The 21,130-nt window shown below is 65.1% G+C and carries 24 protein-coding genes; 2 read left to right on the top strand and 22 right to left on the bottom strand.

The genetic code is table 11. The annotated features are described in order from the left end of the window. Nucleotides 1-8 precede the first annotated feature (8 nt). The 12 genes from D779_RS01125 to D779_RS01080 form a co-directional block, all read right to left on the bottom strand. The gene (locus tag D779_RS01125; RefSeq protein WP_043748203.1) at nt 9-221 is read right to left on the bottom strand and encodes a hypothetical protein; all 213 of its coding nucleotides are present in this window, start codon (nt 219-221) and stop codon (nt 9-11) included. Further along, nucleotides 218-544, bottom strand: a complete 327-nt coding sequence (locus tag D779_RS01120) for a hypothetical protein (protein WP_043748200.1) — start codon at nt 542-544, stop codon at nt 218-220. The genes D779_RS01125 and D779_RS01120 overlap by 4 nt, the downstream gene beginning before the upstream one ends. Beyond that, on the bottom strand, nt 541-759 hold the full coding sequence (locus D779_RS01115; RefSeq protein WP_043748198.1) for a hypothetical protein: 219 nt from the start codon (nt 757-759) through the stop codon (nt 541-543). Before D779_RS01115 ends, D779_RS01120 begins: the two co-directional genes overlap by 4 nt. A gap of 156 nt (nt 760-915) precedes the next feature. After that, nucleotides 916-1,659: a ribonuclease H-like domain-containing protein gene (locus D779_RS01110; protein ID WP_043748196.1), complete on the bottom strand. Its 744-nt coding sequence runs from the start codon at nt 1,657-1,659 to the stop codon at nt 916-918. Then, nucleotides 1,656-2,039 (bottom strand): hypothetical protein, encoded by a 384-nt coding sequence (locus D779_RS01105; protein ID WP_043748191.1) that lies wholly within the window; start codon nt 2,037-2,039, stop codon nt 1,656-1,658. Before D779_RS01105 ends, D779_RS01110 begins: the two co-directional genes overlap by 4 nt. A 97-nt stretch (nt 2,040-2,136) precedes the next feature. Further along, the gene (locus D779_RS22035; protein ID WP_157726292.1) at nt 2,137-2,301 is read right to left on the bottom strand and encodes a hypothetical protein; all 165 of its coding nucleotides are present in this window, start codon (nt 2,299-2,301) and stop codon (nt 2,137-2,139) included. A 41-nt stretch (nt 2,302-2,342) separates the two neighbouring features. After that, entirely contained in the window at nt 2,343-2,723 is a 381-nt protein-coding gene (locus D779_RS01100; RefSeq protein WP_043748190.1) for a hypothetical protein, read from the bottom strand. Nucleotides 2,724-2,766: 43 nt separating this feature from the next. Beyond that, the gene (locus tag D779_RS22030) at nt 2,767-2,937 is read right to left on the bottom strand and encodes a hypothetical protein (protein ID WP_157726291.1); all 171 of its coding nucleotides are present in this window, start codon (nt 2,935-2,937) and stop codon (nt 2,767-2,769) included. Beyond that, on the bottom strand, nt 2,930-3,142 hold the full coding sequence (locus tag D779_RS01095) for a hypothetical protein (RefSeq protein ID WP_043748188.1): 213 nt from the start codon (nt 3,140-3,142) through the stop codon (nt 2,930-2,932). The genes D779_RS22030 and D779_RS01095 overlap by 8 nt, the downstream gene beginning before the upstream one ends. Before the next feature lie 75 nt (nt 3,143-3,217). Further along, complete coding sequence (locus D779_RS01090) at nt 3,218-3,526, bottom strand: hypothetical protein (RefSeq protein WP_043748185.1); 309 nt, start codon at nt 3,524-3,526, stop codon at nt 3,218-3,220. Nucleotides 3,527-5,597: 2,071 nt separating this feature from the next. Further along, a complete protein-coding gene (locus D779_RS20845; protein WP_052347654.1) occupies nt 5,598-7,865 on the bottom strand; it encodes a pentapeptide repeat-containing protein in 2,268 nt (755 codons plus the stop codon). A gap of 81 nt (nt 7,866-7,946) precedes the next feature. After that, on the bottom strand, nt 7,947-8,360 hold the full coding sequence (locus D779_RS01080; protein WP_081763263.1) for a very short patch repair endonuclease: 414 nt from the start codon (nt 8,358-8,360) through the stop codon (nt 7,947-7,949). Between the two features lie 134 nt (nt 8,361-8,494). Between D779_RS01080 and D779_RS01075 the strand changes: the two genes are divergently transcribed. After that, the gene (locus tag D779_RS01075) at nt 8,495-9,727 is read left to right on the top strand and encodes a DNA cytosine methyltransferase (protein ID WP_043748180.1); all 1,233 of its coding nucleotides are present in this window, start codon (nt 8,495-8,497) and stop codon (nt 9,725-9,727) included. On the opposite strand, the gene D779_RS01070 is transcribed toward D779_RS01075, so the two are convergent. The 3 genes from D779_RS01070 to D779_RS01060 all read right to left on the bottom strand — a co-directional run bounded on the left by D779_RS01070 (nt 9,724) and on the right by D779_RS01060 (nt 12,706). Further along, on the bottom strand, nt 9,724-10,698 hold the full coding sequence (locus D779_RS01070; protein WP_043748177.1) for an HNH endonuclease: 975 nt from the start codon (nt 10,696-10,698) through the stop codon (nt 9,724-9,726). The two genes, D779_RS01075 and D779_RS01070, sit on opposite strands and share 4 nt — an antisense overlap. Before the next feature lie 158 nt (nt 10,699-10,856). Beyond that, the gene (locus D779_RS01065) at nt 10,857-12,119 is read right to left on the bottom strand and encodes a Y-family DNA polymerase (RefSeq protein WP_043748174.1); all 1,263 of its coding nucleotides are present in this window, start codon (nt 12,117-12,119) and stop codon (nt 10,857-10,859) included. A gap of 5 nt (nt 12,120-12,124) precedes the next feature. After that, on the bottom strand, nt 12,125-12,706 hold the full coding sequence (locus D779_RS01060; RefSeq protein ID WP_043748172.1) for a LexA family protein: 582 nt from the start codon (nt 12,704-12,706) through the stop codon (nt 12,125-12,127). Between the two features lie 658 nt (nt 12,707-13,364). Here D779_RS01060 and D779_RS20840 point away from each other — a divergent pair. Further along, nucleotides 13,365-16,277 carry a DNA/RNA non-specific endonuclease gene (locus D779_RS20840; RefSeq protein WP_052347652.1) on the top strand — a complete coding sequence of 971 codons (2,913 nt, stop codon included), beginning with the start codon at nt 13,365-13,367 and terminating at the stop codon, nt 16,275-16,277. Between the two features lie 511 nt (nt 16,278-16,788). On the opposite strand, the gene D779_RS01050 is transcribed toward D779_RS20840, so the two are convergent. The 7 genes from D779_RS01050 to D779_RS01020 all read right to left on the bottom strand — a co-directional run. After that, nucleotides 16,789-17,448: a 1-acyl-sn-glycerol-3-phosphate acyltransferase gene (locus tag D779_RS01050; RefSeq protein WP_043748169.1), complete on the bottom strand. Its 660-nt coding sequence runs from the start codon at nt 17,446-17,448 to the stop codon at nt 16,789-16,791. After that, entirely contained in the window at nt 17,445-17,771 is a 327-nt protein-coding gene (locus tag D779_RS01045; protein ID WP_043748166.1) for a hypothetical protein, read from the bottom strand. Before D779_RS01045 ends, D779_RS01050 begins: the two co-directional genes overlap by 4 nt. After that, entirely contained in the window at nt 17,758-18,042 is a 285-nt protein-coding gene (locus D779_RS01040; RefSeq protein WP_043748164.1) for a hypothetical protein, read from the bottom strand. The genes D779_RS01045 and D779_RS01040 overlap by 14 nt, the downstream gene beginning before the upstream one ends. Beyond that, complete coding sequence (locus D779_RS01035; RefSeq protein ID WP_081763261.1) at nt 18,039-18,581, bottom strand: thermonuclease family protein; 543 nt, start codon at nt 18,579-18,581, stop codon at nt 18,039-18,041. Before D779_RS01035 ends, D779_RS01040 begins: the two co-directional genes overlap by 4 nt. Before the next feature lie 92 nt (nt 18,582-18,673). Then, nucleotides 18,674-19,777 carry a metal-dependent hydrolase gene (locus D779_RS20835; RefSeq protein WP_052347649.1) on the bottom strand — a complete coding sequence of 368 codons (1,104 nt, stop codon included), beginning with the start codon at nt 19,775-19,777 and terminating at the stop codon, nt 18,674-18,676. Nucleotides 19,778-19,780: 3 nt separating this feature from the next. Further along, nucleotides 19,781-20,800, bottom strand: a complete 1,020-nt coding sequence (locus D779_RS01025) for an ATP-binding protein (protein ID WP_043748160.1) — start codon at nt 20,798-20,800, stop codon at nt 19,781-19,783. Then, on the bottom strand, nt 20,797-21,130 hold a 334-nt coding region (locus D779_RS01020; protein WP_043748158.1), incomplete at its 5' end, for a hypothetical protein. The genes D779_RS01020 and D779_RS01025, both read right to left, overlap by 4 nt.

Below are 21,130 nucleotides of genomic sequence, written 5' to 3'. Positions count from 1 at the left end.
CGGCGGGGTCAGTGGAGACGTTGAGGGATGAGCTGGGCTCTGGTGGCGGTTGCCGTGCGCCAGTCGGCACGGGCGGCGTTGCGTTCATGCGCGAGCTTCTGGGCGCGGCGTTCGGCGTCGCGAAGCTGGCGGCGTAGTTGGGCGAGCTCTTGTTGGGCCTGCTCGAGGCGTTGCTGGGTGACGCGCTTACGCCACCAGAGTCGGTCGAGGTCCTGGTTCATGCTCGGCTCCCGCAGGCGATGCGCTGGCGGGCGCGGTTCAGAAATTCGGGGATGCTCAGCCGTTCGGCGCAGGCGGCGCGGGCCAGTCGCTTGATGGCTCCCGAGATCGCCAGCTCGCGGCTGGTCTCGATCGCGACCAGGCGGCCAGTGACCAGATCGGACACCCCCCAGGGCGAGTGGGCCAGGACCGGGCAGGGCATGCGATGAATGCCGAGCTGCCAGTTGAGCGGCGGAATCGGCTCGGCCTGGATGGCGTCGCGGCAGTCGCCCCATTGGACGCGCAGAGCGACGGCATTAACAAGTGCGCGTTCGGTTGCGGTCATCGCGGGTCATCCTCGGTCTTGTCGCATGACTCGATCGGCGCACAGGCCGAAATGTTGTGGGCATACCAGGTCGCCCATTCGGCAATGCCGTGGCGGATGCCGTAGAAGTAATCCACGTCATACGGTTTGCCGTCGGGGTGGCCATGCTGGAGTTGCACGAAATACCAGCCGGGCTCAGTGGGAGCTTGGTGGAATGTGAGATGGATCGTCGTCATCGGTGGTCCTCCATGCGGTGGGGCCTCCCCGCGAGAGCGGGGAGGTTCAAGCGGCGGCCTCTTCTTGCATCGGCTCGGCCGCGTGCCGGCTTTTAAATCGGCGCCCACAAAAAAGCCCGCACAAAGCGGGCTCGTCGGGCGGATGTCGAGCGAAGCTCACGCCATCATCAGCCGGTAGATCTCGGTGGTGGCGTCCACGTCGATGGCGTTGTAGATCAGGATCTCGGCGAAGTGGCCCTCACGGTGCAGTCGGGGCACGTCATCACCCGAGATCACTTGCTTGGGTCGCGGGATGCCGAAGGCGGTGCAGACGACATCCAGCCCGACCGCGAAGGCGTCTCGATGCTCCATGCTGAAGCTCTTGAATAGGCTCATGGTGTCTGTCATCGGTTGGCTGCCGTCCGTGCGCGGCTTGAGACACGCGGGCAGAGCCAAGCGGTGGCGGACGAAAGCTCCGCGGATCTTCGGCAAGTCGAAGGCGCGGACGTTATGACCGATCAAGATCGTGTCCGCGTCGGTCTGGGTGTCGAGCCATGCGGCCATGCCTGCCAGCATGGCGCCCTCGTCCGGGTAGCTGCGGACAGACCAGCCGGACAGTTCGAGCGGTCCAGCCTCGCCCATCCCGTTGAACATGATCGCCTCGCGATCGGTTCGGGCGCCGACACAGAGGATCGGCGAGGCATCGAGAAGCGCGGCCTTGCTGCGGATCTTCTCGGCCGCCTCGGCGCGGTTCTTCTCGACGGTTTCCGGCTTCCAGTTCTTCGGGGCCTTCCAGGAACCCAGGGCGGCTTGAATCGCGTCCTCGGGGGCGTCGCCGGTCTCGATGTCGAGGACGACATACCGCGCGGCGGCGGTCTGGGTCAGGGTGACGACGGGGGCGGCTTGTGGGGCGGCGATCATCGTTTCCATCCTCCTCGGTTGCTGGCGTAGCTGTCGCGGCGGCTGCCTCCCCATCCGCTCCCGCTCTCGCGCGAGCTCCAGGTGTCGAGGGGAAGACCGGCGGCGGCCATGCTCTCAAGGGCAGCCATCAGTGCCTCGGGAGTCGCGGCGCACTCGGCCGGCAGCGAGAAATACAGCCGGATCGAGCCGGCAGGCGTCTGCATCTTCACTGGGACCGCGACCCCGTTGATCTGAGGCGCGGCGGTCGGCGCACTCGCCCATGGCGAAGCGGCGGGCGTTGCAGCGGCCGGGGATTGCTGCAAAGCGGCCATCTGCTGTTGCAGGGCCGCGAGCTGGGCGGCGAGTTGGGCGCTCGGGTCGGGGTTGGGTTGGTCGGTCATGTTGGCGGCTCCTGCCAACGCATCGAAGCGCAAAGAATTTGCGCATCGCTGCGTCGGCTTCAATGAAGAACCCGGCGCTCGGCCGGGTTGGTGGTGGTCATTCGGTGCCGTGGAGCATCATGTACTCGCTGTGGCTATCGTCCTCAGTTCGCCAGTCCTCACGACCGGCGGCGATCTCCGCCTGTTCTTCCTGGGCGTTCATGCGGCGCTTGGCGGCGATCTCCTCGCGGTACAGACGGTCGAGGTCTTCATGGTCTGACATGGTGTTGCTCCAGCCCGGCGCGATGCCGGGCGGTGGGTGGGTCAGATGGTGGCAACCAAGGCGGTGACCTTGGCGCGTTCAGGCGGTGAAAGCTGGCTGAGCCAGGTATCAAGTGGAGCGTCGAAGTCGGCATCCTCGGCGAGGTAGGCCGAAAGCTCGCGGCGGGCGAAGCCCCCGAGTCCGCAATAGACATCCTCAAGGGTGGCTTGGTGGGCGTGCACCTTGGCGCGGGCGGCTTGCCGCTCTGCCTCGGCTTGCGCGTCCTCGGCCAGGGCCGCGAGCCGTGCGTTTTGCTCTGCGGTGATCCGGGTCCAGTCCCCGAAAAGCTCGGTCAGTTTCGACCGTTCCGAATCGGTGAGTGCCTGGTAATCGTCGATGCCCGCATAGCGCAGCGATTCAAGGGCGTTGCGTGCATAGTTCATTGCCGATCCTCCAGCCCGGCGCGGGGCCGGGCGCTGGGTGGGGTTAGGCGGCTTTGTCGAGACGTTGGTCTACCTCTGCGGCGGCTAGGCATTCGCGCAGAATGCCGAACACTTCATCCGAACCGGCGCCCCACTGATCCATTGCTTCGGCCAGTTCCTGCACTGCTTCGGCAAGGATGCTGATGAGGTAGGAAGTCAGCGCGCGTTCAGCCATGGCGGCGTCCCCCGAGAGCGGGGCGGACGCCGTACAGCTCGGCATCGCGCGCCATTGAAAAGGCCTCTTCTTGCTCGGCCAGCCAGACCAGCCCGGCGGGCGTGTCCAGCCAGGCGTCAAACGACATGGCCCAATCCTCGAACGTGTCGACCGGGCGTTCATCGTCAACAAGGGTGTTGATGTCTTGCAGGTCTTCGAGATACATTCAAATTTCCTCGGCGTGCCAATGTTGAGGAACTCAAGCGGCTTGCCAGGTTGCCCCCTGACAAGCCGTTTCTCGTTAGTCGCCGCGACGGTCCAAGTACCGATCAATCGCGGCGTCGTCTCTCGCCTCCTTCGCTTCGCGCTCAAAATGCGCGTCGATCTCCTCACCGATCCGATCTTCATCCTTGCGGGTCAGCTTCCGTTCCAGCCAATCGGCCGGCCGGCCGCGGCGGTCCAAGATCTGCCAATCCGATTCCGTGTAACCGTAGTAATCCCAATCGCTCGCCCAGGTGCCGTGATCCGGCGGCTGACGGTGGTACGACTCCACGCCGACCAGGCACGGGATGCCCGACACGCGCGAGGGGATTTTGGCGATATAGCCCATGTGCGTAGCCTCCTAGTGAGCACAGCCCAACGCTCGCGATGCGAACGCTCCGATCTGCACACCAGCAGCTGCGAGGCATGGCGGGCGGCTGCCGGCCGTTTCCTCGCTCCCATCGTCTCCGTCCTGGATCCTCCGGGGCTCCGGCCTATCGCGGGGGCCGTTCCCGATCAACTTCTTATAGTTATATATTATAGCTGTCAGCAATTATTTGACAAGCGCAGAGAACACGCTTTGATGTTGGCGAGCGCGCCAGTAGCCGGCACCCAATGACCGCCGAGATCCGGCAGCGAGGCACCCGCGACCGGAAGGCCCAGCACCGGCAGACCACGACGCGCGACAGCGCGGGCGAGGATGAGCGAACCGCGCGACCCTGGAGCCAAGACCACAACCGCACCCGCCGTGCAAGCCCGAGCAACGGCGCGAGTACGTGACGCGAGCCGTGCCGAAAGCGAGACGGACGCGGGGCCGCCAGACCAGGGCCGCACTGAGGCCCCGAGAGCAGCAGCCCGGCGCACATCAGCGACAGCGGACGCAGGACAGGCACCCGAAGGCCAGCCCGAGCCAGGAACAGGGCCAAAGGCCGACAGGACCGAGACCCGAGGAGCCAGACCAGCCGAGCACGCAGCAGACAGCGCGCATGCATCCGCGCCCGTACAGCACCCCGTGACCAGTTCCGCGCCCGAGCGCAGCAGCGCCAAGGCCGCGCGCTCCGCGAGGGCGCACCCCTGGGGCGGAAGCTGGCGGGAACCGCCGAAGGCCCACACCGGAACAGCCGCAGGAACCGAAGGGGACAATGCAAAATCAAGGCAAAGCTGAGACATGAGACACCCCGCAAGACAAGACCGAGGAGGAACACAGCCAGGGACCGACCAGTGACAGCGACCACAGCACGACCAGCGCGACCGAGCACACCGCCAGGTAACTACCGAGCCAAGACACGCCAAACCGCACCCAGCGCGGCCAGGTGATGCCGAGCAGCCGCAGCACCGGACGACGCACCGACAAAGGCAGCAGGGCCAGGGCCAGCCCGAGCAGCCGCCGACCGAGCGGCGCCTGCCCCGCCGAGGCGCGAAACCCGCGCCACAACGCCAGGCACCGAGGCCACTTACGCAACATGAACCGCGACCCAAGCGGAACGCAGGGCGGCGCGAGCCTGGGCGGCCGACACGCCAGCCGGCAACCAGACCTTGACCGCGAACGCTGGACACGAAGCCGACAGTGGGCCAGACCGCCAGACCGCGCACCCAGAGCCAGGGCGCACTTCCGCGCGCCAACCGAGGCCCCGAGCCAAGGCCGCGAAGGCCAGCGCCAAGGGCTTACGGGAGGCAGGCAGGAACAGACAGGCAGGCGGAACACGCTCACCGGCACGAGGCAGGCGCAACGCCCAAACCGACCCGCGCGCGTGAACGCGAAAGACCACGCGACCCGACCAGCGACCGGGGACCGAAGAGAAGGAAGCGGATACTGGCATGGTGAGCCCCACAAGCTATTGCTTTATGCTATTAATTATAGCTGAAGGCAATTAAAAAGCAAGTAAAGCACATTAAAACAATAACTTGCGTTTAACGCGAAACGGCGCAGAGCGCCTATGCTGATGCGAGCACCCGTTCCCCCTGGGGGGCGGAGGGGGGATCAAAATCCTCAGCCGTGACCGCTTCGATGCGCTGGTAGGAGGGTGGGGCGAGCTGAGAGGCCCGAGCGCATGGAAGCGGGCACCACCTTGCTTTGGAGCGCGACAACAGCCGCTGAGGAGACCATGCCGACGCTTCACACCCGGCAGGATCAGTTGCCGGTTGGCCGGGGTGGAGTGGAGCGTAGGGAGGAGGAACGACGACCGTAGCGGAATGGAACCCCGGACAATTGGCTACCCTGCCATAGGGTGTGAAGTGGCGGAATGGTCTCCGGGTATGTGGGAAGTGTGATTCGTCTCAGCGGGGTTGGTCTGGACGGTCCCTGGGACGAGAAAGGCAGGATCCGGCGCGGAGAAGTGTTTCCGCAGAGCGCTCAGCGGTGGAAGTCAATTTGGCTTCAGCTCTTCGTGTCCGGAGGAGTTGTGCTGGTCATCAAAACGCTAGGGTGGATGCAAGAGAAAGAACCCTCTTCGGGTTGGCAGCGTCGGCCAGAACCGATCATCACAGTCAATTTTCCAGCCAGGCATGTATACCGAGAGTGTTGAAAAGATCTGACATTCGGATCCGCGGTCGTTCGATAGGTGGAATCCCAAGGACCTCAAGGCTCTCAAGGCGTTGAACGAATCGGTCACAGGTGCACATCCGTCTTCGTCCGCCCAACGCTGAAGGGCTTGGACTAATTCTGGTGATCTGTCGGATCTTGAGGCTATGCTCTTAGCGAAGTATTCGTTGGTGCAGACGCGTATGGCGAGTTGGATGAGTTCGGGGAAATCTACCCATCCGGCCTGCTGTAGACTGGGCTCGTCTGGTGGGAGGGGCCAAGTAATGAAGAGTCCGCGCTGATCGTGCACCGCGTCGAAACCCTGCAAAGGCGATATCTCCGTCGGCTCAAATGGCAAGTCGAAGGTAAGGGACCAATATTGCTCGACGCTTGCAGCAATGCGTTGTTTCGCCTCATAGGGTAACGCGCTAGGATCCTGAGTGAGCAGCAGGCTGACCCGATCGATGCTAGCTGAGCCGATACACCCTTCCGGCAAAAACGAACACGTCGGATCATTCTTTGGGTTTGGGCTAATCCCCACGGGGACTGACTGAATCCCTCGCAGATCGGCAAGCGTTACATCCGCATCTTCAAATTTGGTTGAGAAGACATGTAGCCCACGCAAATTAGCGCTCTGCAGTTGCGCCTCCCTAAGGTTCGCCCCTTGCAGTTGCGCCTCCCTAAGATCCGCCCACTGCAGGCGCGCCTTCCTGAGATCTGCCCCCTGCAACTGCGCCTTGCTGAGATTCGCCCCTTGCAGTTCAGCAAAACTGAGATCCGCCCCCTGCAACTGCGCCGACCCGAGATTCGCCCCTTGCAGTTCAGCAAAACTGAGATCCGCGCCTTGAAGTTGCGCAACGAGGAGATTCGCTCCCCACAGTTCCGCATTGCTGAGATCCGCTCCTTCCATTAGTGCCAAGAGGAGATTCGCCCCCTGCAGTTTCGCGTAGGTGAGAGATGCCCCCTGCAGGCGCGCGATATCGAGATTCGCCCCTTGCAGTTCTGCCGACCAGAGATTCGCGCCCTGCAGTTGCGCCGACCCGAGATTCGCGCCCTGCAGTTGCGCCGACCCGAGATGCGCCCCCTGCAGTTGCGCCGACCCGAGATTCGCCCCCTGCAGTTGAGCATTACGGAGATCAGCATTCCAGAAAACCGACTGCGAAAAATCCGCATACCGTAAATCCCGCCCCTGCAAATCCAGCGCCTGCCCAGCCTCTCGCCAGATCTCCGCTCTCTCCTCTTCGGTATCCACATGCGCGGCGAACAAAACCTCCAGCGGCGGGGCCTCACGCATCAGAACGCGCTCGCGCAGAACCAGATTCCGGTGCGTGAGGTTCAGCCAGGTCTGATAGCCGATCAGACGCTCGATCCCGTCGCCTGGCGGAATCAGGAAGCCCCAGACGTCAATCAGAAAGCAGCTGATGAGCACTGGCATTCCGGCCGCCTGCCAACGTTGCTTGCGCCGCCACGGCCGAATGAACCCCCCAACCTCGCAGAGCCAAGAAAGCCGCATCCGCCAGGGCCACCAAACCCGCCAGCGTCCTGTGCGCGAGCGCATCCGCGGCCAGATCGCCCAGAGCAGCAGCAGGTCCAGGGTGAGCACCAATTGCTGATCGAAGGTGATCCAGCCGCTGTGGTAGGGCAGGAACTTCCACTGGATCGCCACCAGCAGGAGCACGGGCAGCAGCACCATGGTCGTCTTGACCACGACCCGGAAGAGCCAGCGGATCAGGCCTGGATGGTGACGCCCGATGAGGACATAGCTGAAGGCGAGCGGAAAGGGCAGTTCCCGGTGGACGCGCTCGACCTCGGGGGGAAGCGTCCGCAGCAGATCTTCGAAGTTGAACAGCTTGCGTGAGAGCTGAAAGACCTGCAGCAGCAGGTGTCCGTGAAACAGGAGCACCAGCCAGGGGATGATGATGTAGAACCCGAGCAGCGGCAGCTCGACGTTGAGCAGCGGCAGGGTGGCGCCGGTCTCCTTCAGCAGCTGCTCGTCATCCGTCGAGAGGACGATGACCGTGATGTAGAAGGCGAACAGCAGGAAGGTGACATAGAGGTTGCGGACATGCCGCGCGGCATCATCGGCCGCGTTCCGCAGCACCGCGAGCTTGTTGAGGACGTACTCCTCCTCGAGCGACCAGAGGTTATCCTGAGTGAACCTGGCCATGCTGGGCCATGCTCCATGCCACGTTGGGTGGCCCCATTGTAGGAGGGCGCGAACGAGGCGTCACCACCTGGGCATCATGGCTCATGAGCCCAGGAACGCGGCCACCCGCTCGCCGACGAGTCCGGGATCCGTGATCTCGCATTTCCAGATGACCAGCACCTTCCAGCCAAGGGCGGCCAGCTGCGCCCTCACCTCGGCGTCGCGCTCGACATTGCGCGCGAGCTTGGCGAGCCAATAGTCGGGACGGCTCTTCGGCTGGCGGGCCAGCCGGCACCCGGGATGCTGATGCCAGAAGCAGCCATGCATGAAGATCATAGCCCTGCGCCCTGGGAAGACCAGATCCGGCGATCCTGGAAGATCCTTGCGGTACAGGCGGTAGCGGTAGCCCATGCCATGCACCAGGCGGCGCAGGGCAAGCTCGGGCTTGGTGTCGCGCTTGCGGATCCTGCGCATGACCTCGCTGCGCGCTTGCGGGCTGATCTTATCCGTCGGCATGCCTCCAGAAGCCAGAGGCGCCGCCCTTCGTGACGCACGCCAGGTCGCGTATGATACGGCGGCAAGCATCCAGCGCCGCGCCGCGTGGCCAAGGATCCCCGTTCAATCACTCATCAGAGGAGCATCCGCAGCAGATGCCTACCGCGATCAGCCTTTACACCGGTGTAGGCGGCCTGGACTTCGGTTTCGAGGCGGCAGGGTTCGAGACCCGTGCCGCCGTTGAGCTGGACAAGGTTTGCTGCGCGGCACTCGCCGAGAACCGGCCAGGCTGGCCAGTGCTGCCAGGCGACATCCACGGCTTCACATCCGCGCAGATCCTGAGCGCGGCCGGGCTCGAGCCCGGCGAGGCCGATGTCCTGATCGGCGGCCCGCCTTGCCAGCCCTTCTCGAAGGCGGGCTTCTGGGCCAGCGGGGAGACCAAGCGGCTGGACGATCCGCGCTCCAGCACCCTGGAGCAGTATCTCCGTGTTCTGCGCGACACGCGCCCTCGCGCCTTCCTGCTCGAGAACGTGCCGGGCATGGTGTTCAGCTCCAAGAGCGAGGGGATGAAGCTCCTGCTCGATGGCATCAAGGCGATCAACCGCAGCGCTGGGACCGCTTACCGCCCATCGGTCGCCAAGCTCAACGCCGCGCATTTTGGGGTGCCGCAGATGCGCGAGCGTGTCTTTCTGGTCGGCGCCCGCGACGGCACCCCGTTCCATTTCCCGGAGCCGACCCATGCCGACATGGCTGAGGACGACCTCCTGGCCTCCGGCCTGGAGCCGCTCCGCACGGCGTGGGACGCCATCGGAGATCTGCCGCAGGAGCTGGATGACCCCGCGCTGAGCATGCGCGGCAAATGGGCCGCCCTGCTGCCAACCATCCCCGAGGGCGAGAACTACCTCTGGCACACCAACCGCGGTGGCGGAGCCAGCATCTTCGGCTGGCGGACGCGCTTCTGGTCGTTCCTGCTCAAGCTGGCGAAGAACCGACCGGCCTGGACCATCCAAGCTCAGCCTGGGCCGGCTGTCGGCCCCTTCCATTGGCGAAGCCGCCACCTCTCTCCGCAGGAGCTCTGCCGGATCCAGACCTTCCCAGATGGCCTGCGCTTCAGCGCAGGACAGCGCGATGTGCAGCGCATGCTCGGCAATGCCGTCCCATCGTTGCTCGCCGAGGTTTTGGCGCGAGAGATCCGCATGCAGCTGCTCGATGAGGCCGAGGGGCTGCCCCCGGCGCCAACGCTTCTACCCCCTCGGCGGGAGGGGATGCCCCCGCCGGAGGCCCTAGCTCCGCTGCCGAAGCAATATCAGCGGCTCATCGGGGAGCACGAGGATCACCCAGGCACCGGCCTTGGTCCTGGCGCCCGTCGGCGGGACCAGGCGGCCTAGCCCAGCCACTCGTATTGATCCCCATAGAAGGCGTAGCGCTGCTCGAGCATCTCCACCTTCGGTTGCATCGCCAGGTCGGCCGGAAGCGTCAGGACCGGCGATGTCATCTCCAGAAAACGGCTGAGCGCGGCGTCGGCGCCGCTGGCGGAGCGAAGCTCGGGATGCACCGCAATCCGCCAGGAGCCGACATCCACGGCGATGCGATGCAGGTCAAACGCCCGGTGGTGGTTCCGGCAAAGGGCGATGCCGTTCCAGACCGCATCCGGGCTTCCCGGCGCCTCGACCGGGTAGATATGCGCGCCCTCGATTAGCCCTGAGCCAAGCCCGCACATCGCGCAGCGCTCGCCATAAGCCAGCGCGACCTCGCGTCCGAAGCCTTGCCTGCGCGCGGCGCGCACCGAGGCATAACGCGCGCGCTCGATGGAAGCCGTATCCTGCTCGTCCAGCCAGCCGGATGCCTCGACGATTGCGGGCGCCTCGGGCAGGCCGATGTTGTGATCACCGAGCGCGAGGTGGGCTGGCAGAAGCTCGGGGCGGAACAGGTGGATGACCTCCCCCGAAGCCGAGACATGATCAACCCATCCCCCCGACGCTGCCGCGTCAAGCCCTTGCAGAGGAAGAAACAGGGACTGCCGGGTAGCCTGTCCAACACGCGGCGCGGCGTGCATCCCGGCCATCACGTCGATGCGCTCATCGGCGCCTAAGCGCACGCCAACCAGGGCCGGTATATAGCCTTGCAGCGCAATCATAGGTCGCTTGTCGCCCGGGTTCTGGAACCGCCGCTCGACGTCATCACGTCCACGGCCGGACTTGCCAATCAGCCCGATGTGCAGCCCCACCGGCATCCAGGCATCGCCAACCTTAAACTCGCACAGCGCAGGCCATCCGTCCCGCTCACTCAAAACCCGCATCAGATCCGAGCCCAGCTGATCCGCCAGCAGCTCAAGATAACGAAGCCGACCTCTAGCCATGACTGCTTATCCCTTCCACAGCATTATTACTGGGAGCAATAATACCGCTATCCTGGCGCCCCTCAATCTGTCGACGCCTACCCGCGGTGGCTGATCACCATCGGGCATTGCGGCAATCCTCCAGCGATCGACCGGTACCCATACCCCCGCCGCCAACCTCAACGCGCCCGTACCACCGGCAGCGCCTCCCAGCGCGTGGTCGAGACCGAGGAGGTCAGCCGGGCGCGGCGGTGCCAGGTGGTGCCGACGAACTCGCCGCCAAAGCGCAGGCTGTCGCGCCCGAAGCGGCGGTTGATGTCATCGAGCACGGCCATCCGGCGTGCACCGCGCTCCGCCTCGGCGGGATCGGCGAAGAAATCCCCAGGCCCGAGCCGTGCCGGCACTAGATCGGGCAGCAGGACCCCGGCCTTGCGGTAGGCGTCGCCCCGGCGCCAGAGCCGCTTGGCGCCTTGGGTCGCATGATGGATCAGCACCGCGCTGTCCGACGTCGGCTGGTCGAAGGCGCTGGTGTGGGCGTTGCTGTAGAAGGGACGACTGGTGTCGAAGGGATCGGTCTGAATGAAGACGGTCAACGCCGGGGCGGCCAGTCCCTGCGCCCTGAGTTTCTCGCCGGCACGGGTGGCGAAGCGGGTCAGCGCGGCGCGCAGCTCGACCCACTGGGTCACGGCCGCGCCGAAGCTCCGCGAGACGCGGACCTGCCGGCGTGGCGGGGCCATCTCCTCCAGGGCGAGACAGGACTGTCCGCGCAGCTCCCAAACCAGGCGCTCCACGACCACGCCGAGGTGCTGGCGCAGCCATTTGGGATCGGCCTCGCGCAGGGCCAGGGCCTCGGCGATGCCGAGCGCGCGCAGACGCTGACCCCAACGTTGGGAGATTCCCCATAGATCCTCGACCGGCGTCGCCGCGAGATGGGATTCGGGATCGGTCAGACGCGACCAGTCGAGCACCGGGCCGTCGGGGCTCCGGCCTTGCTTGGCCAGCCGGTTGGCGAGCTTGGCCAGGGTCTTGGTCGACGCGATGCCGATCGAGACCGGGATGCCGGTCCACTGGCGCAGGATGCGGACGATGCCCAGACACTCCGCCGTCGGATCCGCGGATCCCTCGAGGTCGAGAAAACATTCGTCAATCGAATCGACCTCGATCCGGGGCGCGAATCCGGCCAGGACCTGCATCACCCGCCGCGAGAGATCGCCATAGAGGGCGTAGTTCGAGGAGAAGACGACGACCTGGCGCCGGAGCGCGGGGGCGAGCTTGAAGAAGGGCGTGCCCATGGCGATGCCGAGCGCCTTGGCCTCGTTGCTGCGGGCGATGACGCAGCCGTCGTTGTTGGACAGCACCAGGATTGCCTGCCCCTCCAGATCGGGCCGGAAGAGGCGCTCGCAGGAGGCATAGAAGTTGTTGCAGTCGGCCAGGGCCAGCATGGCGCTCAGAAGGAGCGCACGGCATGGGCGACCACGCCCCAGATGAAGAGCTCCTGGCCGTCGCGGATCTCCAGCGGCGGATAGGCCGGGTTCTCGGCCATCAGCCAGACCCGCTCGCATTCGATCTTGAGCCGCTTCACCGTCAGCTCGCCATCGACCACGGCGACCACGATCGCGCCCGATCGGGGCTCCAGGGCGCGGTCGACCACCAGCAGATCGCCGTCATGGATGCCGGCCCCGGTCATGGACTCGCCCTGGACCCGGACGAAGAAGGTCGCGGCCGGATGCTGGACCAGGTGCTCGTTGAGGTCGATGGTCGCCTCGATGTCGTCGTCGGCTGGCGAGGGAAAGCCGGCGGAGATGCGCGAGCCGTAGAGCGGCAGGGGCCAGGGGATCGGTGAAGCCGTGAAGGCCAGGGCCTCCGACAGAAGTGGGGCCGTGCGCTCGGCGAGCCAGGCGCGCACCGCCGGGACCGCGCTCACGGGGAGACGCATCGCCTGGGTGGGCTCGCCGTAGGGTCCCGAGCCGAGCTTGCGGCCAGCGCCAGGCCGGAAGCCGCCACGGGGTTTCGAGCGTCGATCCGTCATGTGGAAACCGTCGTCATAATGATTCCTGTACGGAAATCATAGCCGACTGGGCGAGTGCCGTGTGAAACGCGCGACGTGACGGCCAAGCCGGGGTCGCGACGCCCGAGAGCGACCGCGCGCGCCCTGACCCACCTCTCAGCCACGCCGACGCCGCGCGCGCGGGCGGTCGAGACCCCGCCGTCCGGCGGGGGCGAGTCGCGCGCGCGGATGTTAGGTGCCACGCTGTGTCCGTCTTGCACCGAACGGTAAGTAGCCAGAGGTGGCATCCGGTAAGGGCCCGCACACTCTGAAACCATGATGGGGAGCGGCGTCACGCAGAGGTCCACAACCTTCGTGCCGCTCTCAGGGCGCCATACTCAGCCAGCCACATATGCACATTGGGAGCCGTGGCTCCCTGCATCCGTTCGACGGGGTGGCTTCGATAGATGCGAGGCAACTGACGTGGATTCTCTGGCCAACACGGCTGAGCGCTTGGCGCCTAGCCCACGTCATCAAATCTTCATTTTTCCCCCGATCGAGGTCGGTCGATACTGGCACTCGCAGCGGCGCCGTCTCCGGTCCCCTCCCGCCGCCGATCTCCTCGATTTCGCTGTCTCGAGCAATCGCCACACCCTCCGCAGGTGTCGGCGACAACAACAACCAGAGCGAGGACTGTTTCATGACACCGACCGAATTCGAGCATGCGCTGAATGCCGCAATCGATGCAGAGGATCTCGAAACACTGGAGAAACTGCAGCAGGAGTTTCTAGACGACGGCAAACCGAGCCGGCCGTTTGAGCCCTGCGTGCGTTTGCGCAGCAGCCCCGGCGAGTCCGAGCTTGAGGCGGATACCGGCATCGCGCTGGCCAACGGCCTTAGCCGAGCCATTCGCACCCTTCGCTATCGCCAGCGGCGCCGCTCAGGCTATACGGGACCGATTATCGTCTCGGAGGGCGACAGCTGGTTTCAGTACCCAGTGCGACTCAAGGACGTGATCGATAACCTCTCCGAGCGTTATGCCATCCTGTCGCTCGGGGCCGCCGGGGACACGTTGACGAACATGCTTGCCGAGGCAGAATACCGCGATGCCATCGCTGAGGAACAAGCGGACTTCTTCCTCTTCAGCGCTTCGGGTAATGATGCCCTTGGTGGTGGCCATTTAGCGGATCTCCTTCATTCCTATGCCCCGGGCATGGAGGTGCAGGACATCGTCCGACACGACGTCCTATCCGCTACGCTGGCCAAGATCGAGGATGGATATCAGACCGTCATCCAAGAGGTGATTGCCGTCAATCCAAGGATTGGGGTTCTCTTCCACGGCTATGATCGTCCCGTGCCCCGCCAAGATGGGCGCTGGCTCGGTGAACCGATGGCTGGGCTGGGGATTCCCGCATTCCTGCAGCCCGAAGTGACGGGCTATCTGATCGACCACCTGAACGAGCGGCTTGCACAACTGGAATCGCGCTTCCCTGGACAGGTGCGTCACGTCGACTGCCGTGGTCGCGTCGGTCCAAGTATGCAAAGTTGGTATGACGAGCTGCACCCACGCAACCCCGGCTATGCACGAGTAGCCGACCTATTCGAGCAGCAGATCGAGGCGATGCGCCACGAGCGTCGCGCGGTCACATCCGCCGGGGGCATAGAACGTCACACCACTCCGATGGATGAAGTCTGGACCCCCAGAGACGAAGCGTTCGCTCAAGCCGAAGCCCTGCTTGGGCTGACGGACGAGGCGTTGATCGACGTCAGGCCTGCGTCGCAAGTGCAGGCGGCTGCGGCAATCGCCTCCGGACCCACACCGCTGGAGCGGGAGATTCTCGAGGACGCTCGTGCGCTGCGCCGCCAGACGCTCGAGCCGGATCAGGACAAGCGCCTGCGTGCCCGCCGCCACATGGTGCCGGAGGCGGACGATAAAGCCTTCGAGCGCATCCTTGGCATCTCGAATCTCTTTCCGATCAACTACCTCAGCCGCGGAGCGCACCTGGCACGTGCGGTGGCCAAGATTCAGCTCTTCTACCAAGGGGCGATCCCCTCAGGCTCCGGTTCTGGCTTCCTGGTCGCGCCTGGTCTGCTGCTCACCAACAACCATGTGCTGAGCAGCCGTGAGGAGGCGCGCTTGGCAAAGGCTGTGTTCGACTACCAGGAAAACGACCAATTCCAGGTCATGCCGAGCAAGCGCTTCGACCTGACCGGCGACATCTTCTTTACCTCGGATCGCGACGCACTCGACTTCACCTTCGTTTCCGTGCGCCCGGTCAACAATCAGGGCCAAGATTTGACCGAGCTCGGGCATTTCACCCTGATCGAGGAATCCGGCAAGGCAATCAAGAATGAGCCCGTGTCCATCATTCAGCACCCGAGCGGCGGGCTCAAGAGCATCGCGCTACGCGACAGCCGTATTCTCGGGGTGAAGGGTGATTTCATCTATTACACCACCGACACCGAGCCCGGCTCCTCTGGTGCACCTGTGCTCAACGATCAATGGCTACCGGTGGCGTTGCATCACCGCTCGGTTCCGGATCCCAAAGGCAGCGACAAGTGGATTGCCAACCGGGGCATCCGCATCAGTCGGATCTTCGCGCGCCTACGCGAGGCGGCCACTCAGGGTGATCGGGATGCGCAGAAGATCCTCGCGCTCCTAGACGCGGACACACCCGTCAGCGCGCCTATCATGCCTGCGTTACAGCCGCAGCCGCTGCGTCCTGGCGAATCCGGTCTGATGCCATCGCTGACGGGCGATACCCTTAATTATCGGCGCGTCGATCTGGAAGAGGCGGCCTTTGGCGTCGATCGTTGGCGCGAGGTGGCCGGATACGACCCTAATTTCCTCAACAAACCAATATCGCTGCCGCTGCCCCAGGGCGGGAATGGTGTCCGCGAGGTGGATGGACGCGCGGACCTAACCTACATGCATTTCTCGGTGGTGATGCATGCGACCAGGAAGCTGCCGATGGTCACGGCATGCAATGTCGATGGCACGCGCCTCAAGCGGCTGAAGCGGCGCGGGGCTTGGCGCCACGATCCGCGGCTCACACGCACCGAGCAGATCGGCAACGAGGCCTATGTCAACAACGACTATGACCGCGGCCATTTGGTGCGACGTGTGGCTCCCATGTGGGGAAGCGAGGCAGAGGCACGCTTTGCCGAGGCCGATACCTTCCACTACACAGTGTGCGCTCCGCAGCACGCTCGGCTCAATCAGAAGAGCTGGCTCGAGCTGGAGAACTACCTGCTCGACTGGGCGGAGGAGAACGCGGCACGACTGTCGATCTTCACCGGTCCTTTGTTCCGACCCGACGATCCACTCTATCGCGGCTTGGTGCAGGTGCCTGCGGATTACTGGAAGGTCGCCATCGCCGAGCAGTCGGGCCGCTTTCGGGCGGTCGGCTATCTGCACACCCAGAAAAACCTGATCCCCTCAGTCGAGGAGGCGTTCGGCGATTACAAGACGCACCGAGTGCCAATCCATATCCTGGCGGAGCTTTCGGGGCTTGACCTAGAGGGGCTCATTTCTGAAGACGTCGCCGGCGAGGGCTTCGAGACAAGTGGTGGGGTGCGCCTGGTCCTGGGCCGCGAAGATCTCGGACTCTGATCCATGGAGCGAGTGGCCTTTACCTTGCTGGTGCCTGCCTCGGGCATCTCAGCCGGGATCGAGGTCAAGGCCAATGGGTACCGCCGGGCAAATTAGGCGGCCAGTCTCCACGCCCCATGGCTGGCCCCATGACGTGAGCCGTGCACCGGGCGTTCCCCCCAGCGGGGGGACAGGGGGGAGATGTCCACAGAGGTCGTGGCTATGCCTTCCACCTTGAGGGGGCCGGGGGTGATCGAACTCGGTGGGCTGACGGCGCGGGAAAGGAGTGACCGGCGGGGTTTGCCGGGCACGACCCCGCGGCGGCAGACCTACCTTGGAGCACAGCGACCCCGAGGGGTGCGGGGGCTCCCGCATCGAAAGTCGGTCGTGGCCGAACGGCTGTTGGCGGTGTGTGCCAAGAGCCGGGCGGACGCGCGCAATGCACCCCCAGCGGGGGCCGGGAGGGAGATGTCAGAGTCGGTCGGGGCGGGCGCGGCGCTTGCCCAGGGTGGCCGGGGCCGCCACACCTGGATCAAGCGGCGAAGGCTCCGGGTGGCCTGGATCTGCAAGCGCCGTGACTGGCCCGCTCTACGCTGTCCTCGGAGCCAGCAAGCAATTCGACGACTCGCTCCTGAACCTCGGCGGCTGTCACGTCCAACCCAAGCGGACGGCCGAACCGAAGGCCGATTGCTCGACGGCGAAGCAGTCCCGCGACTCGCAACCGTCGCCCTCGGGAAAACTGGCTTCCCCAGGTGCCAGTGATCGCAACCGGGAGGATCACGCCCCTTCTCACGGCGCGGGCGGCGCGCTCAAATCCCGGTCGGAACTCTCCCAGGGCTCCGGTTCGCGTGATGGTGCCCTCCGGGAAGAGGCACACCACTTCGCCGGACTCCAGCCGCTCGGCGATGGTCGCGAGCGCCTGTCTCGGCCGCCGCCTGGAGATCGGGACCACGCCCACACGGTCGAGCAGCCATCGCCAGTACCAGCGCCGATAGATGCCTCGGTCGATGACGAAGCGCACGGGTCGCGGGGAGGCGACCCCGATCAACAGCCAGTCGATCCAGCTCGCGTGATTGCTTAGCAGCAGGACGGCACCAGTCTCGGGCAGGTGCGAGCGGTCGCGGATGTCGAGCCGATAGCGCAGGGCGAGGAGTCGAGCCGCCGCCCAGCGCGCCAGGTCCAGGGTCGTCATGTCCGCTTGACTCGATAAGAGGCGCCTTCGTCGAGGGAACGCTCGCCGATCTCCTGTAGTTGGCTCAACAGCTCGGGGTGGTCGGTCAGTCTGAGGGCCAGGATCTCTCGTATGGGTAGGTCGCGCGGGTCGCCTGTCCGCTTCTCAGCTTCGACCATGTCATGCTCGCCCCAGGCTGCGACGAATCCCGCCAGCCACGCACGCTGGGTCTCGGGATCATGGAGCGGCGGGTAGCAGCTCGGGTCATCGGTCGCGGCTTCAAAGATGGCCTCGCCTGCTTCAAACCAATCCAGCGTCATATCGGCGTCTTCAATGCGCGGCATGGCGGAACCTCGCCTGTTCGTTGCTGAGTGCTTGGGTGGTGATCTCGTGATACAGCCGGGCCAGGACCGCGCGGATCGCTTCGCGCGTGTCAATGCTCGGGGACTTCATCCGCTGGGTCTCCTCCAGCGACACACACAGATAGCGCAGGTCGTGCGCGTCGAGGCAGTCTCCGGCCGTCACGCGGGCATGCATGGCCTGAAGTCTGGGCAAGCGCTGGGTGCGCAACCGATCCATCAGCACCAGGGTCAAACCAGCCTCGCGGCGGGTCATTTGTGGCGCCTCCATTCCCAGGGGCGTTGCTGGTCGCCCGGCTTCTCCCAGATCCCCAGCCGCTGCGACTTGGCCCGGTTCTGAGCCTGGAAGAAGCGCGACTCGGAGCAGTATTTCGGGTAAACGGCGGCGTGCCCGGCAGCGACCATCGCGAGATTCAGGCTCGTTTCGTCGTTGAAGACCTCGCCGACGATCCGGCCGTAGCGATCCTTGTCATGCTCGACGAGACGCACGGTGCGAGGGGCGATGCGGCGCAGATGGTCGCGGCTCTCGGTGCCCCACGGCTTCTGTTGCATTTCCGGCGTGTCGATACAGTACAGCCGGATCTTGACCTTCTCGTTGCCGCCACAGGTCGCCCGCATCGTGTCGCCGTCATAGATGCTGTTGACGATGCACGCGCTCTCTGATCGGGGGGCGAACAGGAACCCATCGCCCAACAGCCAGGGCGCGGCGATTCCCAACCCCGAGACGATCCAAAACACGGTGACTCTCTGATGATGCGGAACCAAGCGGTGCCACGGGATGCGGAATCCTGTCATGCCGTCCTCCTGTCGAGTTTTGAACGGATTTTTTTGTCACTGACTCAAACTCAGCTGCGCAAGCTCGCGTGCCAGCTCGCGGGGCGCCGATGTCATTTCAGCCACCGTTCGAGCAGGGCCGGAATGTCCTCGTTGCGCGCCTGGATCGGTGCTCGGCTCGCCGCTGGTAGCGCGATATCCGGGCTGTGCCGCACCTGGATGGTGAGGTCTGCATTGCGCAGCGTGCGTCCCTGGAACGGCTCCAGGATCGCGGGAGCGGCATAGGCGAAGGTCAGCGTGTCGGTGGTGACCTCGAGGGTTGGCGGCTGCGCCTTGACGCCTTCCGCCTGGGCGGTCCCGAGTAGGAAGACCTCCCCGGCCTGGGTCAGCTCGGAGACGCGCTCGCGCAGCTCGGACACTGCCAGCAGGCCAGCGCTCACGCTCACGGTCGAGGTCTTGATCGGCTCGCCCCGGTTGAGTCCGGCATGGGCGCTGTACCACTGGCAGGCGCTCGACGGGCACAGCGACCGAGGGCCGTCTGGCGTGTCGAGGATCAGCCCCGCATCGCGCCACGGACCCTGAACCGAGTAGGTTCCCGAGATGTCCGCCGAGGTCCGGTTGTCCTTCCCCGTGATCTGGACAGAGAACAGATACCCGCCCTGATACTGGTCATACTCTCGACGCACCATCTCCATATCCCCGAGCGCCCCGCGCAGCAAGCCCGTGGTCCCTTTGCCTGTCGCGGCCAGCGGCATCATGACCACACCGAGCAATGTCATGACGAGCATGAAGCCCATCTCGCCGCCCTTGCCAAGCTCCATCCTGAAGTCCGGATTTCCGGGCAGCACACAGCGAATCCGAGAGGGCCAGAACCACGAAACTCCGCCGGGGGTCATCATGTCCGCCCAGGAGTGCGAGACCCAGCCGGCCATCAACGCCAGGCCGTAGCCGTCCGGCAGCAGCCAAACCGCCAGTCCTCCGGCGATGAGCTGAACGAGGAGCGAATGGGTGAAGGAGCGATGCCCGAAGTACCGCTCGATGAGATCCGAGGTCAGCCGCAGGATGCGCCCGATGTAGGAGGCGCGGCTATCGAGGTCCGGCAGGGTCGCCCCGAGCAACGCCACGGCGGCCTCCTCGGGCGCGGGCGGATGCGCCGCCACGACACAGGTGGTCAGGTAAGCGCTCTGCGCGAACAAGAGGTGGGTCGGTGTCAGCATCGCCTATCTCCGCTTCTGCATCATCCGCCCGAAGTAGAGGAGCAGATAGAACATGCTGGTCCCAACCCCGGCCATGACCATCATTTCCTTCATGCCCATGCCCCGGCTGATGTAGCGCAAGGCCATGAACCCCACCGAGACGATCACCAGGATCGGCGTCATGTCGAGGTAGTAGATCGCGGCGTCGTGCTCCATCTCGCGCAGTGTCGAGCGGGTCACGGCATGCTCGGTGAGGGCGAAGTCCAGAATCCCCTGGACGGCGGCGGGCACCCCGTTGGAGTCTCGCGCCACGCCCCGGATGAACGCCTTACGGATGCGGTTCGACTCGAAGGCCAGCGGGTGACGCTCCAGCCATAGCTCCACCCACTCACGCACCACGGGCGAGACCAGCGGCTTGATCTCCACGGTCGCCTGGAACTTCCACAAGAGCCGTTGGATTCTGACGCGGCGGTTGTCAGAGTCCATCGCGGCGCACAGTTGGCAGTGCTCGGCGATCTGCGCCAAGAAATCGGCCTGGGTCGGCGGCACCTCGAGGGCCTCGACGAACAGGATCACATCGTCGCGTTTCTTCAACGACTGCATGACCAGCGCGAGCTGATCGGCCACGGGCTCGCGCGAGAGGTTGCGTTTGATGTGGCGGAAGGGGACCGCGCCGGTCCGCTCGGCCATCGCCCGGAAACGCGGTGGGATCAGCCGCTCGGGCACCTGTAGCCCGATGGCCTCGTGCACTTGCTCGGCCAGGTCGGCGGCCATCTGTTTGACGGTCGACATCGAGGGCGCGAGGCACACCCGCTGCGTCGCCAGCTCCTCTCGAACCTTCCCGAGCAGCGTCCGCTTGCCGATCCCGGCCCGGCCCTTGACGATGACCGAGGAGCCCTTGAGCAACGCGCTCGTGATTTGGCTGATCTCCAGGCGGCGCCCAACGAAGATCCGCTCCTCGGCGATCGGCTCCGGTGTGCTCCGTGCGTCTGTGTCGGCCGGGGCCTCAGTGTGGTTGCGGTCAAGCTCCGGTGTCGCGCTCATTGGGTCATGGCCTCGAAGAGGACCCGGAGCCGCAGCCATTCCTGCCCGCCGTAGTGACGCGCGAGAGTCAGGCGCCGCGTGTCGAGCTTCGCGGCCTCCTGCTCCCACTGATGCTTGGCGACCTGGAAGGCGCTCGCCGCGTTCCACAGCGAATCGGCCGGGTCGATGCCCTGGTCCACCCGCTGCTGCTGGTAGGTGAGCTGATCGCGGGCGAACTGGTGCGCGGCATCCAGGGCCAGGACCTGATGCGCCTGCTCGCACAGCGCCTGAACGTCGCCCAGCAACGCCGCCCGGGTCGCGTCCTCCTTGGCCGTGGCGCTGGCCCGGTCC

The organism is Imhoffiella purpurea (assembly GCF_000585215.1).
Lineage (GTDB): Bacteria > Pseudomonadota > Gammaproteobacteria > Chromatiales > Chromatiaceae > Imhoffiella > Imhoffiella purpurea.
The sequence above is the reverse complement of the archived record's forward strand: the minus strand, read 5'-3'. Positions and strand labels throughout refer to the sequence as shown.

Coding starts and splice junctions, on each gene's coding strand:
- D779_RS01125 (WP_043748203.1), bottom strand. CDS start 221: ATGAACCAGGACCTCGACCGACTCTGGTGGCGTAAGCGCGTCACCCAG.
- D779_RS01120 (WP_043748200.1), bottom strand. CDS start 544: ATGACCGCAACCGAACGCGCACTTGTTAATGCCGTCGCTCTGCGCGTC.
- D779_RS01115 (WP_043748198.1), bottom strand. CDS start 759: ATGACGACGATCCATCTCACATTCCACCAAGCTCCCACTGAGCCCGGC.
- D779_RS01110 (WP_043748196.1), bottom strand. CDS start 1,659: ATGATCGCCGCCCCACAAGCCGCCCCCGTCGTCACCCTGACCCAGACC.
- D779_RS01105 (WP_043748191.1), bottom strand. CDS start 2,039: ATGACCGACCAACCCAACCCCGACCCGAGCGCCCAACTCGCCGCCCAG.
- D779_RS22035 (WP_157726292.1), bottom strand. CDS start 2,301: ATGTCAGACCATGAAGACCTCGACCGTCTGTACCGCGAGGAGATCGCC.
- D779_RS01100 (WP_043748190.1), bottom strand. CDS start 2,723: ATGAACTATGCACGCAACGCCCTTGAATCGCTGCGCTATGCGGGCATC.
- D779_RS22030 (WP_157726291.1), bottom strand. CDS start 2,937: ATGGCTGAACGCGCGCTGACTTCCTACCTCATCAGCATCCTTGCCGAA.
- D779_RS01095 (WP_043748188.1), bottom strand. CDS start 3,142: ATGTATCTCGAAGACCTGCAAGACATCAACACCCTTGTTGACGATGAA.
- D779_RS01090 (WP_043748185.1), bottom strand. CDS start 3,526: ATGGGCTATATCGCCAAAATCCCCTCGCGCGTGTCGGGCATCCCGTGC.
- D779_RS20845 (WP_052347654.1), bottom strand. CDS start 7,865: ATGGCCAGGTTCACTCAGGATAACCTCTGGTCGCTCGAGGAGGAGTAC.
- D779_RS01080 (WP_081763263.1), bottom strand. CDS start 8,360: ATGCCGACGGATAAGATCAGCCCGCAAGCGCGCAGCGAGGTCATGCGC.
- D779_RS01075 (WP_043748180.1), top strand. CDS start 8,495: ATGCCTACCGCGATCAGCCTTTACACCGGTGTAGGCGGCCTGGACTTC.
- D779_RS01070 (WP_043748177.1), bottom strand. CDS start 10,698: ATGGCTAGAGGTCGGCTTCGTTATCTTGAGCTGCTGGCGGATCAGCTG.
- D779_RS01065 (WP_043748174.1), bottom strand. CDS start 12,119: ATGCTGGCCCTGGCCGACTGCAACAACTTCTATGCCTCCTGCGAGCGC.
- D779_RS01060 (WP_043748172.1), bottom strand. CDS start 12,706: ATGACGGATCGACGCTCGAAACCCCGTGGCGGCTTCCGGCCTGGCGCT.
- D779_RS20840 (WP_052347652.1), top strand. CDS start 13,365: ATGACACCGACCGAATTCGAGCATGCGCTGAATGCCGCAATCGATGCA.
- D779_RS01050 (WP_043748169.1), bottom strand. CDS start 17,448: ATGACGACCCTGGACCTGGCGCGCTGGGCGGCGGCTCGACTCCTCGCC.
- D779_RS01045 (WP_043748166.1), bottom strand. CDS start 17,771: ATGCCGCGCATTGAAGACGCCGATATGACGCTGGATTGGTTTGAAGCA.
- D779_RS01040 (WP_043748164.1), bottom strand. CDS start 18,042: ATGACCCGCCGCGAGGCTGGTTTGACCCTGGTGCTGATGGATCGGTTG.
- D779_RS01035 (WP_081763261.1), bottom strand. CDS start 18,581: ATGACAGGATTCCGCATCCCGTGGCACCGCTTGGTTCCGCATCATCAG.
- D779_RS20835 (WP_052347649.1), bottom strand. CDS start 19,777: ATGCTGACACCGACCCACCTCTTGTTCGCGCAGAGCGCTTACCTGACC.
- D779_RS01025 (WP_043748160.1), bottom strand. CDS start 20,800: ATGAGCGCGACACCGGAGCTTGACCGCAACCACACTGAGGCCCCGGCC.